We start from the raw sequence: 15,313 nt of genomic DNA, 5'->3' as shown, positions 1-15,313 counted from the left end.
GCCTCCCGATCTGCACCTGCCAAGCGTGTGCCATCATGCCAAATCAGGGCACAAAGCCGTACATCAGATCCGTCCAAAACCATCCCCAATCCGCCCCAAAACCCACACCTGCCTGAAAACGCGACCTGTACAGCCGTCCACCATGGCCAGTACGCCCAAGCGCCAGTACTGTGAGGGACTCAAAGTCAATCACAGCGTGCGTAGGCAGGGGGTGCGGTTTCCCCCATACTTCTGACAATTGGGGGAAATAACAACACGTGAAATTCATCCATACATCCGACTGGCAGATTGGAATGACCCGTGCCTTTCTCAGCCAGGAAGCCGCGGCGCGCTACAGTCAGGCGCGTATTGATGCTATTCGTGCGCTGGGAGAACTGGCCGAGAAGCACCACGCCAAGTTCATGGTGGTGGCGGGGGACGTGTTCGAGTCCAATCAGCTGTCCGCCCAGACCTTGAGCCGTGCCCTGGATGCGCTGAACAGCGTGCCAGTGCCGGTGTTCCTGCTGCCCGGCAACCACGACCCGCTGGATGCCTCCACCCTGTTTCGCAGCAAAGCCTTTCGAGAGCAGGCGCGCAGTCACATTATCGTGGTCGAGAACAGCGAACCCATTCCCGTGCCGGGGCTTCTCAACGTGGAAGTGGTGGGCGCACCCTGGTTCAGCAAGCGCCCGGGAACGGACCTCTGCGCCCAGACGCTGAAAGCCCTGCAGCCCGCCCCGGGCGTCACTCGCATCCTGCTCGGCCACGGCCAGGTGGATTCCCTGTCGCCGGACCACAGCCAGCCCGGCGTTATCAGCCAGGCGCTGCTGGAGCAGGCGCTGGCGGAAGGCCGTGTGCAGTATGTGGCCTTGGGTGACCGCCACTCCCTCACCAACGTCGGCAACAGCGGGCGCCTGTGCTATTCCGGCACGCCGCTGGTGACGGACTTCGACGAAGTGGAGCCGAACAAAGCGCTGCTGGTAGAGCTGGACAACGACAGCTGCAGCCTCACCCCACTCAGCACCGGAATCTGGGACTTCCAGGCCGTACAGCGGGATATGAACGACCCCGAAGACCTGGCCGCCTTCAAACAGTGGCTGGATGCCATCCGCGGCAAGGAATGCACGGTGCTCAAGGTGGGCTTCACCGGCAGCGTCAACCTGGCGCTGGCGGCGGAGCTGGACGCGCTGCTGGAAGCGCAATCCCATGTCTTCGCCAGCCTCAAACGCAGGGAGCGCACCACGGACCTGGCGGTGATCCCCGATGCCCTGGACGACAACGCCATCGCGCTCAGCGGCTACGCCGACGCCACCTGGAAAGCCCTGCTGGCCCGGGCTGCCACGGACGACACTGCCACCGACGCCCTGCGCCTGATGTACCGGCTGGCGGGTGGCGCCGGCAGCGGTGCAAAAGGCGCCGCCGACAAGGGAGGGCGTGGCGCATGAAGCTGCTCACCCTCATCCTGGAAAACTGGCGCGGTGTGAGCGCAAGCCACATTGAATTCGATGGCGGCGTCACCCTGATTGAAGGCCCCAACGAGGTGGGCAAGTCTTCCCTGGTCGAGGCCCTGCGCATGCTGTTCCGGGACAAGTCCGGTTCCAAGAGAAAAGAAGTGCAGGCGGTGCAGCCCGTGGGCGACGACGTGGGCAGCAGCGTCGCCGCCGAAGTGCGCTGCGGCGAGTATCACTTCACCTACAGCAAAACCTACAACCGCAAGCACGGCACCGAACTGCGTATTCTCGCACCGCGGGCGGAACAGCTCACCGGCGACGACGCCCACAACCGCGCCTGGGACATCCTCAGCGGCCACATGGACATGGCCCTGTGGGACGCCCTGCTGGTGGAACAGGGCAAGGAGATTGGCGGCGTCAAGCTGGCGGACTCCGACGGCCTGGCCCGGGCCCTGGACAACGCCGCCGGCGGCGCCGGGGTCAGCGGTGAGGAAAGCGCCCTGTTCGACGCGGTGCAGGCCGAATACGAACGCTACTTCACCCTCAAGACCGGCAAGCCGCGCTACGCCGACGCGCAACAGCGGGTGGAGGAACATCAAGAGCGCGTGCAGCAACTGCAGGCCACCCTGCGCGAACTGGACGACGACCTGCGCCGCTTCGAACACGTTTCCGCGGAAATTTCCCGCCTGCAGCGCGCCGTGCCCGAACTGGAAGCGGCCCAGAAACAGTACAGCCAGCGCTGGGCGGCGATCGATGGCCTGCAGTCCCGCCTGACCGCCAAAGAGGAAGAAGGCAAGCCACTGCAGGATTTGCTGAACCACGCCCGCAACCAGTGGCAGCAGCGCCAGCAGGCGGCGGCAGACATCGCCCGCCGGGCACAGGAACTGGAACAGAAGCAGGCCGCCCTGCAGCCCCTGGCCGAGCAGGTGGCGGAACTTGAGCGCAACGTACAGGTCGGCGACGCCACCCAGAAAGAACTGCAGACCCGGCGCCGCGCCCTGCAACAGGCGCTGCAGCAGGCCCGCCGCGATGCCGCCTACCTGCAGGACGCCGCCGAACTGGCGCGCCTGCAGCAGCTGCTGGCACGGGTGCAGGCCCAGCGCGGGGAACTGGCTGCGGCGCGCAAGCTGCTAGAGGGCATCCACATCACCAGCGCCGGACGCCGGGAGATCCAGGACGCCGCCAGCGCCCTGGACGTTGCCCGCCGCACCCGCGACAACGCCGCCACCCGCGTGCGCATCGAAGCCCTGCAGGCAGTGGACTGGCGCCTGAACGGCGAAACCCTCAGCCTGCGCCCCGGCGAAACACTGGAGCGGCAAGTAGCCGCCACCCTGCAGTTGGAGATTCCCGAACTGGCGCGCATCAGCATCGCCCCCGCGGCTTCCGCCGGCGAGCTGGCGGCGGAAGTGGACGCCCGGCAGCAGGCACTGGACGCCCTGCTGGCCGGCTTCCAGGTGCACAGCGTGGAACAGGCCATCACCCGGGACGAACAGCGTGCGGATGCGGAACAGACCGTGCGCACCCTGCGTGACCGCATCGACGACACCCTGCAGGGCGCGGACGAAGAATCCCTGCAGGCGGATTGCACGCGGCTGCAGCAGGCCTGCGACGATGCCCTGCAACAGCGCGACCCGGGCCAGCCCCTGCCCGCCAGCACCCACGAGGCCAAGCAGCAGCTGGAAACCGCCATCGAGGCCCTGGACGCCTGCGAATCCGAACTGGACCAGGAGAACGGCCGGCTGCAGGAACAGCGCGCCGAACTCGCCCGCGCCCAGGCCAACCAGCAACAGGCCAGCGTGGAGGTAAACGCACTGGCCAGCGTACTGGACGACAAGCGCAGCAGCCTGGCCACTGCCGTGGAGGCCGAACCGGATGCCGCGCTGGAACAGGCGGTCACCGAACGGGAACAGCAACTGGCGGCCATCACCGCGGAACTGGAACAGCTGCGCGCACAGCTGGCCGCGGAAGACCCGGACACCGTGAAGCTGCAACTGGACAACGCCAGCCACGCCCTGCGCCGGGCCGAGCGCGACATCATCGAGCAGCAGCAGGAACAGGCCGTGCTGAAAAGCCGTCTGGACCGCGCCCAGGCCAATGGCCTGTTCGAGGAACTGGAGGCCGCCGAGCAGGCCCTGGCGGAAGCCGAGGACACCCTGGCCGCCACCGAGCGCCGCGCCGCCGCAGCCAAACTGCTGTGGGACACGCTCAACGAGCACCGCGACGCCTCCCGCCAGGCCTACGTGCGCCCCCTGCGGGAGGGCATCCAGAACCTGGGTAAGATCGTCTTCGGCAGCGACTTCGATATCACCCTGGCCGAGGACTGGACCATCTTGAAAGTCATTCGCGGAGGCCTGCCGATAGACTTCGATGCCCTCAGCGTCGGCGCCAAGGAACAGCTCGGCATCCTCACCCGCCTGGCCGCCGCCCGCATCGTCGCCGACGAGGGCGGCGTGCCGGTGATTATCGACGATGCCCTGGGCTTCTCCGACCCCAGCCGCCTGCAAAGCATGGGCGCGGCGATTGCTGCGGCGGGCAGGGATGCCCAGGTGGTGGTGCTAACGTGTACGCCGGGGCGGTTTATGTATTTGGGTGAGGTGGGGGTGAGGAGGTTGTGAGTGTATGCAGCGCAATTCGACGGCCGGTTAATCCCGTTGGATTGTGGGTGGGGTGAGTGTTGTATATATATGACTGTAGGGGAAAACCGGCGAGTTCTGAGCGAGGTTTTAGGGAGTTAGCCGGACCGGTGTTATACGGCACTGGCTTTCTAATACGCTGTTATTGAGCGCGGTCCACCAAGGAACCGAGAAATGGAGTTCACGACCACACAGGCGCTTCGACCGGCGGATCCGATCTCAAGAGCTTGGTGTGCTTTATATCGCTGCGCTTCCGTTCCTGGTGCGATTTATAACCGAAAAGCGTCTCCGCGGAGACGTTACTTCGTCTTCTGCAGTGCAGCCTGTGAAGGCAGCAGCTCACGAGGGCTGGGTAGTTTCGTTCACGGTGCCTCTGTCGGGCCGAGGCCTTCGCATTCGCTCCGGCAACGTGGTAGTCGGATTGCCTTTCCCGGCGCTGCAATAACCAGGCAGGGCAGAGGACGGCGAGACCGCCGCCTCTGCCTTCAGCGTTATATGCCCAACCAATCCCGAGCCAACCAAGGGGACCCGACCACCGAATGACGAATAAAAAAGATCTATCAGAACGCGACATCTGCACCAAGTTCATCACACCTGCTTTAGAAAAAGCGGGCTGGGATATGCTGAAACAAGTCCGTGAAGAAGTCGGCTTCACAGACGGCCGCATCTATGTAAAGGGCAATCTCACCACCCGTGGCAAGCGCAAGCGGGCTGATTACATTCTTTATTACAAACCGAATATCCCTATTGCCATCATCGAGGCCAAAGACAACAAGCATTCTGTGATGGCAGGCATCCAGCAGGGGCTGGATTACGCAACCATTTTGGATATCCCCACGGTGTTTAGCAGCAACGGCGATGCCTTCTACGAACATGACCGCACAGCCAGCAGTGGAAACGTAGAGCGTGAACTTCCTCTGCATAAATTCCCAACACCGGAACAACTGTGGCAGCGCTATAAGTGCTACAAGGGCATCATCACGCCCGAAGCCGAGCAGATCAGCGCCCAGGACTATTTCTTCGACGGCACCAACCGCAGCCCACGTTACTACCAGCAGATCGCTATTAACCGCACGGTAGAGGCGATTGCCAACGGCCAGCAACGCATTCTGCTCACCATGGCGACCGGCACCGGTAAAACCTATACCGCCTTTCAGATTATTCACCGCCTGTGGAAAGCCGGGGCCAAAAAACGCATCCTGTTCCTGGCTGACCGCAACGCACTGATCGACCAGACCCGGCGTGGTGACTTCCGTCATTTCAAAGACAAGATGACGGTCATCAAGCACAAGAAGATCGATAAATCCTATGAAATTTATTTGGCGCTCTATCAAGGATTGACCAACTACGACGAAGATAAAGACGCCTATCGCGAATTCAGTCAGGACTTTTTTGATCTGATCGTCATCGACGAATGCCACCGGGGCAGCGCTTCGGAAGACAGCGCATGGCGTGAGATTCTGGATTACTTCAAAACCGCCACTCATATCGGTCTGACCGCCACCCCCAAGGAAACCGAAGCCATATCCAGCACAGAATACTTCGGCGACCCGATCTACACCTACTCACTCAAGCAGGGCATACAGGACGGCTTTCTCGCCCCCTACAAGGTGCTACGGGTTGGCCTGAATGTTGATCTGGAAGGCTGGCGGCCCGAAGCAGGCAAGACCGATAAAGATGGCCAGTTGGTGGATGATCGCATCTACAACCGCAAGGATTACGACAAGAGCCTGATCATCGACGAGCGCACAGAATCCGTGGCCAACAAGATCACCGAATACCTGACCAAGACCAACCGCTTCGATAAAGCCATCGTGTTTTGCGTCGATATCGATCACGCCCAGCGTATGCGTGCCGCTCTTGCAAGCGCCAACAGTGACTTGATGGCGCAGAACCCCAAGTACATCATGCAGATCACTGGCGACAATGACGAAGGCAAGCGCGAGCTGGACAACTTCATCAACCCGGAAGAACGCTACCCAGTCATTGCCACCACCTCCAAACTTATGACCACCGGGGTGGATGCGCAAACCTGCAAATTGATTGTGCTCGACAGCAACATCGCCTCCATGACCGAGTTCAAGCAGATCATCGGTCGCGGTACCCGCATCAACGAAGAGTTCGGCAAAACTTTTTTCACCATTCTTGATTTCCGCAATGTCACCGACCTGTTTGCCGACCCAGATTTCGACGGCGACCCAGTGCGCGTCAAAGAGCTGGGTGAAGAAGACGAGTTTGAAACCCCGGAAGACGAACTGGCTGAAGGCGACACTATCACCGATGACGAGGGCGATGAAATCATCTTTGAACCGTCACCCGAGCCACCGGACATTATCACCGGCGGCGACATCATCAGCGAACCGCGCCCCAAGTACTACGTCAACGGGGTAAACGTCGCGATTCTGAATGAACGCATTCAGTACATGGACGGCAACGGCAAACTGATCACCGGCAGCCTCAAAGACTACACCCGCCAGAAAGTCCGCGAGCAATACCGGTCGCTGAATGACTTTCTCAAAAAATGGAACAGCGCCGACAAAAAGCAGGCCATCATCGACGAGCTGTCTGAACAAGGTATCGTGCTGGAAAACCTGAAAGAAGCGATCGGCAAGGAGATGGGTATCTTCGACATGATCTGCCATACCGCCTTCGATCAGCCTCCGCTTACCCGCGTCGAACGTGCCAAACAAGTCAGAAAGCGCGATGTATTCACCCAGTACGGCGAGCAGGCGCGCAAGGTGCTGGAGGCGTTATTAGACAAATACGCCGATGAAGGCATTGAGAACATCGAAGATATCAAGGTGCTCAAGGTCAACCCCTTTGACCAGTTCGGCACCCCGACAGAAATTATCAAACTCTTTGGCGGCAAGCCCCAATACTTGCAGGCCCTAACCCAACTGGAACAAGCGCTTTACCAAGCGGCGTAATAACAAACATAAGAGAGCAGTAAGCAAATATGGCAAACATATCAGGCATCGTAAAATCCGCCCGCAACATCATGCGCCAGGACACCGGCACCGGCAGCGACGAGCTGCGCATTCTGCAACTGGGCTGGATGTTGTTTCTAAAAATCTTCAGCGACAAGGACAAAGAGCTGGAGCTGATGGACGATAACTACACCTCGCCTATCCCCGCTGAACTGCATTGGGACGAATGGGCCGGTGATGACGAAGGCATGACTGGCGACGAGCTGTTGCAGTTTGTCGATCGCAAACTGTTCCCGACTCTCTCCGAGATTGATCTGTCCACTGCCAAGCGCCGTGCCGTGCTGGTGCATGAGGTGTTTGCCAATAACTACAACTACATGAAGTCCGGCATTCACCTGCGCCAGGTGATCAACAAGCTCAACGAGATCGACTTCAACAACAGCAAAGACCTGCACCTGTTCGGCCAGATTTATGAAACCTTTCTGAGCGAACTGCAAAGCGCCGGCACCCTGGGCGAGTTCTACACCCCACGCGCCATCACCCAATTCATGACCGAAATGGTCAACCCCGAGCACGGCGAAACTGTGCTCGACCCGGCTTGCGGCACCGGCGGCTTCTTAACCTCCGTTATCGAACACCTCAAAGCCAGCGCCAGCAGCGTGCAACAACGCGAGGCTATTGCCAAAAATGTGCGCGGCTGGGAATACAAACCGCTGCCCTATATGTTGGCCAACACCAATCTGGTGCTGCACGACATCACCACCCCCGACATTCAGTTCGGCGACTCGCTGCAACGCCCCTTGAGCGAATATACCCGCAAAGACCGGGTGGATGTCATTATCGCCAACCCGCCTTTTGGTGGCGTGGTGTCCAACAACAACGAAAACAACTTTCCACAAACCTACCGCACCAAGGAATCGGCCGATCTGTTCCTGATCCTGATGATCCACTTGCTCAAGGACGGCGGCCGAGCGGCGATTGTACTACCCGATGGCTCGCTCACCGGCGACGGCGTCAAACAACGCATCCGCCAGAAACTGCTGGAAGACTGCAACCTGCACACCATCGTGCGCCTGCCCAACTCCGTGTTTCAGCCCTATGCCTCGGTGGCCACCAACCTGCTGTTCTTCACCAAAGGCGAGCCGACCAAAAATATCTGGTACTACGAACACAAACTGCCGGAAGGCTACAAGGCCTACTCCAAAACCAAGACCATTCAACTGGCCGAATTCGAGCCCCTGAAAAGCTGGTGTGCAAACAGAGAGGAAAGCGACCAAGCCTGGCAGGTGGAGTTCGACATCATCAAGGCCAATGGTTATAACCTCGATATCAAAAACCCGCACCGCGCCGAAGAAGAAAAACAGCACAGCAGCACCGAACTGCTCGACCTGCTGCACCAGAGCTTTGCCAAGGGCGATCAGCTACTGGAGCAATTGCGGAAGGAGTTGGTGTAGTGGTGTTCCCTATCGTAAAACTCAATCAGGTGCTCTCTGAAAGTAAGGTTGAGGCATCAACCGCTGATACCTCAACGCGAATTCGTGTGCGTTTGCATGCCAAAGGTGTCGAGAAACGTCCTGAGATGAACGACAAGGCAGGAGCGACGAAATATTATGTTCGTCGAGCTGGCCAGTTTGTGTATGGCCGACAAAATTTACATAAAGGCGCGTTTGGTGTGATCCCGCCAGAGCTGGATGGTTATCAATCCAGTTCGGATATTCCTTCTTTTGATGTTGATGAAAACTGTTTGCCCGAATGGATAGACCTGTTCTTAAAACAAGGTGGTTATTATTTGGAGCTTTCAAAGTTAGCATCGGGTGTTGGCTCGCAAAGAATCAGCCCAACCAAATTTCTGAGCCTTGAAATGCCACTTCCTTCTATTAAAAAGCAAAGAAAAATACTGGATCAGGTTGAGTTTTATAAGGTTTCGCAAAAACAGCTTTTATCCGAACTCACCCACCAAAAAACCCTGCTGAAAAAACTGCGCCAGCAGATCTTGCAGGAAGCCATCGAAGGCAAACTCACCGCCGATTGGCGAGCAAAAAAACCCGATTTGGAACCGGCCAGCGAACTGCTCAATCGCATCGCCGCCGAAAAAGCGCAACTGGTCAAAGACAAGAAAATCAAAGCTCAAAAAAACCTGCCGTCCATTACGGCCGAGGAAAAACCGTTTCAATTGCCGCTGGGGTGGGAGTGGTGTCGTCTTGGTGAATATGCGCGCTTCGAACGAGGGCGTTTTTCGATCAGGCCCCGTAATGATCCTACCTGTTTTGGTGGAGAGTATCCGTTTATTCAGATCGGCAGTCTGGATAGCATTGGGACTATTGTCACCGACTATAAACAAACGCTTAACGAGAAAGGTTTTAAAGCATCGAAGCTATTCTTAATGGGCACAATCATGGTCGCAATTGTTGGAGGAACAATTGGCAATCTTGGCGTTCTTGGTAAAGATATGTGTTTCCCCGATAGCATGGTCGGCGTCCAGCCCAACAAAACAACATCACAGGATTACATTCTTCTTCTTCTAAAATATTTCCGGCCATACGTTCTGAGCTTGTCCTATCAAATGGCTGGACAGCCGAACATTAAGCTACCAACACTAAATAATCTGGTTTTAGCTCTACCCCCATTGCTTGAGCAAGAAGCCATCGTGACCAAGGTTGAAAACCTGCTCGACCTCTGCGACCAACTGGAAACCCAAATCACCGAAAACCAGAGCCACGCCGAGCAACTGATGCAGGCGGTGTTAAAAGAAGCCTTCAGCCACAACAGCGCCGCCGAACCCGCAGCCACCGCGCCCAAGGCTACCGCCCATGCTTAACAAACTCGCCAAATTGGCGCTGGTCTCCACTGCACTGGCACCCATCTGCCTGACCCTGTGGTTTGTCGAGATCAGCAGCGTTTGGCAAAGCAGCCGGCCATTCGTGGACAATCTCGCCGCCCACTGGCAGGCAGGCAGTGGTTATCTGTTGGCGGCGCTGCTATTAAGCGGGCTTTGTTTTGGGCTGGTGCGGCTGTCGGCCTCGCGCCACGGATTGGAGCCCTTGCCAGTCAAAATCAAGGCCGTGAAAACCGTGGACAAGGAGATCGTCGGCTTTCTGCTGGTTTACCTGCTGCCACTGATCAACCAGAGCCAGAGCACCATCAGTCTGCCGGTACTGGTTTTTGTGGCGGTCATTTTCTTCTTTATCGTTTACAACTCCCACGCCTATCACTTCAACCCCTTGCTGGGTTTTTTCGGCTATCACTTTTTTGAAGTGACCATCGAGGGCGACATCACCTATGTGCTCATCACCCGCCAGAACATCACCGACTGCCAAGCCGTCTCGCAGGTGGTACAACTAACCGAATACATGATTTTGGATGCCAACCATGCCCAATAACAACACCCCAGCCAATCTGTTTGCCCTGGTCGATAACGACGACGCGTCCATCCGCCGCATACCATTAACCGCCGCGCTCAACACCGAACTGGCACAACTGTTTACCGAACAGCAAACCGCGTTACTGGGCGACAAACAAGCCATGTCATTCACCGGCAGCTACAACGTCGATGAAGGTGAAATCTTTACCATTGCCGAGTACCCGCTGCCGCCCGTTATCGGCCATGCCATCAGTAACCCGCTCACCTGTCAGGTGCTGGACCTCAATACCGAAACGCAGCGCATCAAGGCATTGTTTAGCGGCATCTGGTCAGCCGCGAATAAAGCAGTCAATTTTCAGGTTTTCGATGCCGGTAAGTTGCTCAAGCGCGGTTATACCCTGATAGGCAGCGGCGATACCTACAAGAAACTGGAAGAGCCGGGGCTGATGCTGCAAGACAAACTTACCGCCCATTACCAAAACGGCACCCTGCATTTCAGCTCCTATCACAACACCAAGCGCTTTCTGGATCTGGCCGACTACTACCGCGAAGCCACCGATACCGACCTCGACGCCTTCGCCGCCAGCGACCTGTTTGCCTTTGAAGATGAAGCCGGATTCAAGGATCAAGCGGATTCCATTATTCGCAAGAAAATTGCGCTACTTCAGAAAAATGAGGTGCTGAAAGACATCGCCGTCACCGACATTCAAATCGTCGCCAACAACTTCAACGCCGAATTACCCGAAGAGCACCATATCAACATCGCAGTGAACGAAGACGGCAAGCTGGTTATCCCGGAAGACAAAAAGCAACTGAAAGAACTTATCCGCTTTCTGGACGAAGACTACGTCACCGCACCACTGACAAAAAGAAAGTGCCTGACTAATTCCAAACAGTACCTTTGAGCCACTGATGAAAAGGCATATAACAAAGTGCTGCACGCGGATAAATTACTCGCTGTGCTCGCAATTTACCGGTGAGCACGGCGTTAGAGGAAAAACCATGACTATCCCCAAGCACGACGAAATCAGGGTGCCAGCGCTCCAGCTCCTCGCAAAGCGTGGTCAGCTCAAACTTTCAGAGTTTGAGTCACCTTTGGCGGAGCACTTCGGACTCACTGATGAAGAAGTTCACACGGAGTACGAATCGGGTAACGGCAAGATTTTTTATGATCGCATCAGTTGGGCGTTGAGCTACATGAACATGGCAGGATTGCTCAAAAAGCCTAAACGCGGAATCTATGAGATTAGTTCCCTTGGTTCAGCCAAACTGACTGTTCCCCATGAGATCAATGGCTTTATTGCTGTGGAGTTTGCAAAAAAACAGCAGAACAAACCAACTAAGCCAGTCTCGGAATCTACAGAAACTGAAGGTTTGACGCCGCAAGAAGAACTTTATTCGTCAGCTGAGAAGATTCGCGAATCGCGGTATCAGGAGCTGCTAGATACCATTTTGAGTAAAACCCCGCGTGAATTTGAGAAGCTTGTGGTTTTGCTTCTGCAGGGCATGGGATACGGCGGGGAAATAAAGCAATCAGGCTTGGTTACCTCGTATACCAACGATGGTGGCATTGACGGAATCATCAAGGAAGACGTGCTCGGACTCGGGCGCATTCATATCCAAGCAAAACGATATGCTCAAATCAATAGTGTAGGTCGAGAAGAGATACAAAAATTTGTTGGTGCACTTGCAGTCGCACAGTCGAACAAGGGTGTGTTCATAACGACATCAAGCTTTTCGAAAGGTGCGGTTTCGTATGCCGAAAGTCTGAATGGTGCGACAACCCTAATCCTGATAGACGGGCAGCAACTGGCAGCTTACCTCTACGAATATGGTGTTGGTCTGCAGGTCGAGCAAACCATACAAATCAAGAGGTTGGACAGCGAATTCTGGGACTCGATGGAAAATGACGCATCTACAGCTGAATTGTAACAAGGCGCTGCAGGCGAGGTGTGACCCGCTGCCCATTTTTGCTTTCGCAAAGAACGCCATCGCATCAAATGCGCTTGAGCGTGGGAGTTAAAAGGGGAGGAAGGTGGAGCGATCAAAGTCTAGAGCAAAGGTCGAATTTTAAAATTTGATTTCGGAGGAACATACAGATGGCTTGGAGCAGGCGAGAATGTAAAGCCATAGTCGCCGACTACTTTTCCATGCTTCACAAGGACGTCCTCGGCGAAAAATATTCGAAGTCGGAACATCGCCGAATGCTCATCAGCCAGTTGCAAGGTCGCAATCATGGTGCTATTGAGTTCAAACACCAAAATATTTCTGCGGTACTGTCGCAACTTGGTCGGCTAACGATAAAGGGTTATCGGCCGGCCTGGAACTATCAGAAGCTGCTCTTTGATGTAGTTGAGGAGTATGTGAATGCAAACGAGTCACTGGTTCAGTCAACAGAGGATTTCCTCATATCAAGGCTGCCAGTCTCTCCGATCACACCGACAGCAAACGTTTGGGATGACGCCCCTGAGAGGGATCTTCTAAAATTTCAGAGGCAGGCTGAAAATGCGCCAAGTTTTACCGCCCATAAGCTTGATTTCTCCCAGTTGGAGCGTCGAAATCGAAGGCTCGGTGAGCTGGGCGAGGCCTTTGTTCTTGAGCTAGAACGGCAGCGATTCTTGAACATCGGGAAGCAAGACCTTGCGGCTGAAGTTCAATGGAGTAGCAAGGATGTCGGCGACGGTCTAGGCTATGACATCAGGTCTTTCGATGATAGTGGCGATCAGGAAAAATTCATCGAGGTGAAGACTACAAATGCAGGTAAGTACCAGCCGTTTATGATTTCAAAGAACGAGGTGTCATTCTCGAAAATATCGTCTTCACAATACAGCCTGTATCGTGTCTTTCAGTTTTCCGATACTCCGCGTATCTACCGGCTTGATGGCGATGTATCTAGTCTGGTGAACCTGACTCCTACCAATTTCCGTGCTTCGTTTTGATGGCCAGCTTGAAGCAATATAATATTGATGCTGGAAAATTATCTGCGATCTATGATGAAGCTGCTGAGGCGATACACAGTTCCTGGTTGTCACACGATATAGTGGACGTTCCCGGCTTCGCCTGTGACATAGGCGCCGGCTCCGGCCGCGACGCCAACTGGCTGGCCGCCAAGGGCTGGGGCGTCATCGCCGTCGAGCCCAGCCACGGCATGCGCGAACTGGCCATACCCAAGTCCCACCCCAACGTCACCTGGCTGGACGACTCCCTGCCGGAACTCTCGCGCCTGCGGGCCCTCGGTCACCGCTTCGACCTGGTGCTGCTGAGCGCGGTCTGGCAGCACGTGCCGCCCGGCCAGCGCGAGCGCGCCTTCCGCATCCTCACGGAGCTACTGAAGCCCGGCGGCACCCTGGTGATCACGCTGCGCCACGGCAGTAACGAGCAGGAGAACCGGGAGCGCGGCTTCCATCCCGTGTCCGCCGCGGAGCTGGCGGTGTTTGCTCAGCGCTGCGCGGTGGTGATGCGTGATCCCGTCACCCAGCCGGACCAGACCCGCGCCCATGTTCAGTGGGAAACCGTGGTGTTCACCATCCCGGATGATGGGACGGGCAGTCTGCCGCTGCTGCGCCACATCATCGTCAACGACAACAAGTCGGCGTCCTACAAGCTGGGGCTGCTGCGGGTGCTCACCCGGATTGCGGAGAGCGCGCCGGGCGTGGTCATGCGCCGCTCGGATGACTGGGTGGACATTCCGCTGGGCATTGTCGGGCTGTACTGGCTGAAGCAGTACAAGCCGCTGCTGATCAACCATCAGCTGCGGGAGCGGCCGGAGTCCGGGCAGGGTTACGGCTTCGCGAAAGAGGCCTTCTGGAAGCTGGCGCAGATCTCCCCCTATGACTTGCGCGTGGGTGGCCATCTGGCTGCCGATCACGCCGCCATTGTCACCCAGGCCATTCGCGATGCCTGCGCCAATATCACCACCATGCCCACGCGCTACATCACCTGGCCCGGCCGCGCCGAGCCGGTGTTCGAGTTCGAGCGGCGCACGTTTCGCTTCCGGCCACAGCCGATGGTGATCTCCCCGGAGTATCTGGCGCGGTTTGGCGTGTTCCGTATCCCCGCTGCCATCTGGCAGACCCTGGGGCAGTACGCCTGCTGGCTGGAGCCCGCGATCCTGCGGGAATGGGCCGCCCTGCACAGTCAGTGGAATGTGAACGACCCGCGCGCCGGCGACCAGCAGGTCTTCGCCTGGGAGGAGGGGCGGCGCGATACCAGCCTCGCGGCGGGGCGGATGCTGGACCTGCGGCAGCAGGGCGTGGACATACCCTGTGTCTGGAGTGCGCGCCCTGTCCGCGATGCCAGCAGGCTGCATATCGACCACTGCTTCCCCTGGTCGCGCTGGTTCAACAATGACCTGTGGAACCTCCTGCCCGCCCGCAGCGACATCAATCTCGCCAAGGGGGACAAGCTGCCTTCCGCGGAAACGCTGTCCTCGGCCCACGGTCGCATTCTGCACTGGTGGGAGCAGGCCTGGCTGGGGTCGCCGCACCGGGAGCGCTTTCTGCTGGAGGCCGCTGTGTCCCTGCCGACTCTGGTCGGGCAGCCGGCGCCGGCGGATATCTACCAGGCCATGCTGCACCAGCGGGCGCGGTTGAAGGCGGATCAGCAGTTGGCGGAGTGGAGGTTTGCGCGGTAGTGGATGGGCAGCAGCACCCCACAAGCGCCTCGATGGTAAAGTAAGCCAGAGCACTACGTAATTATAAAAACACATTCCAGGGAGCCAACTTATGCCCACCAAGCAACAAATCGACCACGCCATCAACGAACTTCACTGACGACATCGTCTTCGAGGCCCCGTACTTTTCGCATCAAGGCTGACCATTGCATCAAGGCAGTATGTTGACCAGCGCCTTCCCCCGCGTCCGCCACCGCTTCGGGTACCAAACAGCATTCGGCACTTCCGCCAGCGTAAACCGCCAATCAATGCAAGGTTCCAGCTCCCCGCGCTCTGCATAGCCCGCCAGC

At 57.3% G+C, this 15,313-nt stretch carries 10 protein-coding genes; all 10 read left to right on the top strand.

The window, feature by feature from the left end; genetic code table 11:
• The first annotated feature begins 257 nt into the window (after positions 1–257).
• The 10 genes from EGJ68_RS12455 (at position 258) to EGJ68_RS12410 (ending at position 14,984) form a co-directional block, all read left to right on the top strand.
• Positions 258–1,424, top strand: a complete 1,167-nt coding sequence (locus tag EGJ68_RS12455) for a metallophosphoesterase family protein (protein ID WP_123034904.1) — start codon at positions 258–260, stop codon at positions 1,422–1,424.
• Positions 1,421–4,045 carry an AAA family ATPase gene (locus EGJ68_RS12450; RefSeq protein WP_158283641.1) on the top strand — a complete coding sequence of 875 codons (2,625 nt, stop codon included), beginning with the start codon at positions 1,421–1,423 and terminating at the stop codon, positions 4,043–4,045. The genes EGJ68_RS12455 and EGJ68_RS12450 overlap by 4 nt, the downstream gene beginning before the upstream one ends.
• A gap of 557 nt (positions 4,046–4,602) precedes the next feature.
• Positions 4,603–6,990 (top strand): EcoAI/FtnUII family type I restriction enzme subunit R, encoded by a 2,388-nt coding sequence (gene hsdR / locus EGJ68_RS12445; RefSeq protein ID WP_123034902.1) that lies wholly within the window; start codon positions 4,603–4,605, stop codon positions 6,988–6,990.
• Positions 6,991–7,019: 29 nt separating this feature from the next.
• Complete coding sequence (locus EGJ68_RS12440; RefSeq protein ID WP_123034901.1) at positions 7,020–8,444, top strand: class I SAM-dependent DNA methyltransferase; 1,425 nt, start codon at positions 7,020–7,022, stop codon at positions 8,442–8,444.
• Positions 8,445–8,446: 2 nt separating this feature from the next.
• Entirely contained in the window at positions 8,447–9,808 is a 1,362-nt protein-coding gene (locus tag EGJ68_RS12435) for a restriction endonuclease subunit S (RefSeq protein WP_158283640.1), read from the top strand.
• Positions 9,801–10,370, top strand: coding sequence for a hypothetical protein (locus tag EGJ68_RS12430; RefSeq protein ID WP_123034899.1), 570 nt, complete (start codon positions 9,801–9,803; stop codon positions 10,368–10,370). The genes EGJ68_RS12435 and EGJ68_RS12430 overlap by 8 nt, the downstream gene beginning before the upstream one ends.
• Positions 10,360–11,256, top strand: coding sequence for a Kiwa anti-phage protein KwaB-like domain-containing protein (locus tag EGJ68_RS12425; protein WP_158283639.1), 897 nt, complete (start codon positions 10,360–10,362; stop codon positions 11,254–11,256). Before EGJ68_RS12430 ends, EGJ68_RS12425 begins: the two co-directional genes overlap by 11 nt.
• Positions 11,257–11,353: 97 nt before the next feature.
• Complete coding sequence (locus EGJ68_RS12420) at positions 11,354–12,283, top strand: restriction endonuclease (protein WP_123034897.1); 930 nt, start codon at positions 11,354–11,356, stop codon at positions 12,281–12,283.
• Between the two features lie 167 nt (positions 12,284–12,450).
• Positions 12,451–13,290, top strand: coding sequence for a DUF3883 domain-containing protein (locus EGJ68_RS12415; RefSeq protein ID WP_123034896.1), 840 nt, complete (start codon positions 12,451–12,453; stop codon positions 13,288–13,290).
• Between the two features lie 86 nt (positions 13,291–13,376).
• A complete protein-coding gene (locus EGJ68_RS12410; protein WP_199228040.1) occupies positions 13,377–14,984 on the top strand; it encodes a class I SAM-dependent methyltransferase in 1,608 nt (535 codons plus the stop codon).
• Positions 14,985–15,313 lie beyond the last annotated feature (329 nt).

It is taken from the genome of Haliea alexandrii, assembly GCF_003719295.1.
Lineage (GTDB): Bacteria > Pseudomonadota > Gammaproteobacteria > Pseudomonadales > Halieaceae > Haliea > Haliea alexandrii.
Note: the sequence above shows the minus strand (reverse complement) of the source record. Positions and strands in the feature narration are given on the sequence as shown.

Bases quoted from the DNA above. Each gene is read 5' to 3' on its own strand.
- EGJ68_RS12450 (WP_158283641.1), top strand. From the start codon at position 1,421: ATGAAGCTGCTCACCCTCATCCTGGAAAACTGGCGCGGTGTGAGCGCA.
- hsdR (WP_123034902.1), top strand. From the start codon at position 4,603: ATGACGAATAAAAAAGATCTATCAGAACGCGACATCTGCACCAAGTTC.
- EGJ68_RS12440 (WP_123034901.1), top strand. From the start codon at position 7,020: ATGGCAAACATATCAGGCATCGTAAAATCCGCCCGCAACATCATGCGC.
- EGJ68_RS12430 (WP_123034899.1), top strand. From the start codon at position 9,801: ATGCTTAACAAACTCGCCAAATTGGCGCTGGTCTCCACTGCACTGGCA.
- EGJ68_RS12425 (WP_158283639.1), top strand. From the start codon at position 10,360: ATGCCCAATAACAACACCCCAGCCAATCTGTTTGCCCTGGTCGATAAC.
- EGJ68_RS12420 (WP_123034897.1), top strand. From the start codon at position 11,354: ATGACTATCCCCAAGCACGACGAAATCAGGGTGCCAGCGCTCCAGCTC.
- EGJ68_RS12415 (WP_123034896.1), top strand. From the start codon at position 12,451: ATGGCTTGGAGCAGGCGAGAATGTAAAGCCATAGTCGCCGACTACTTT.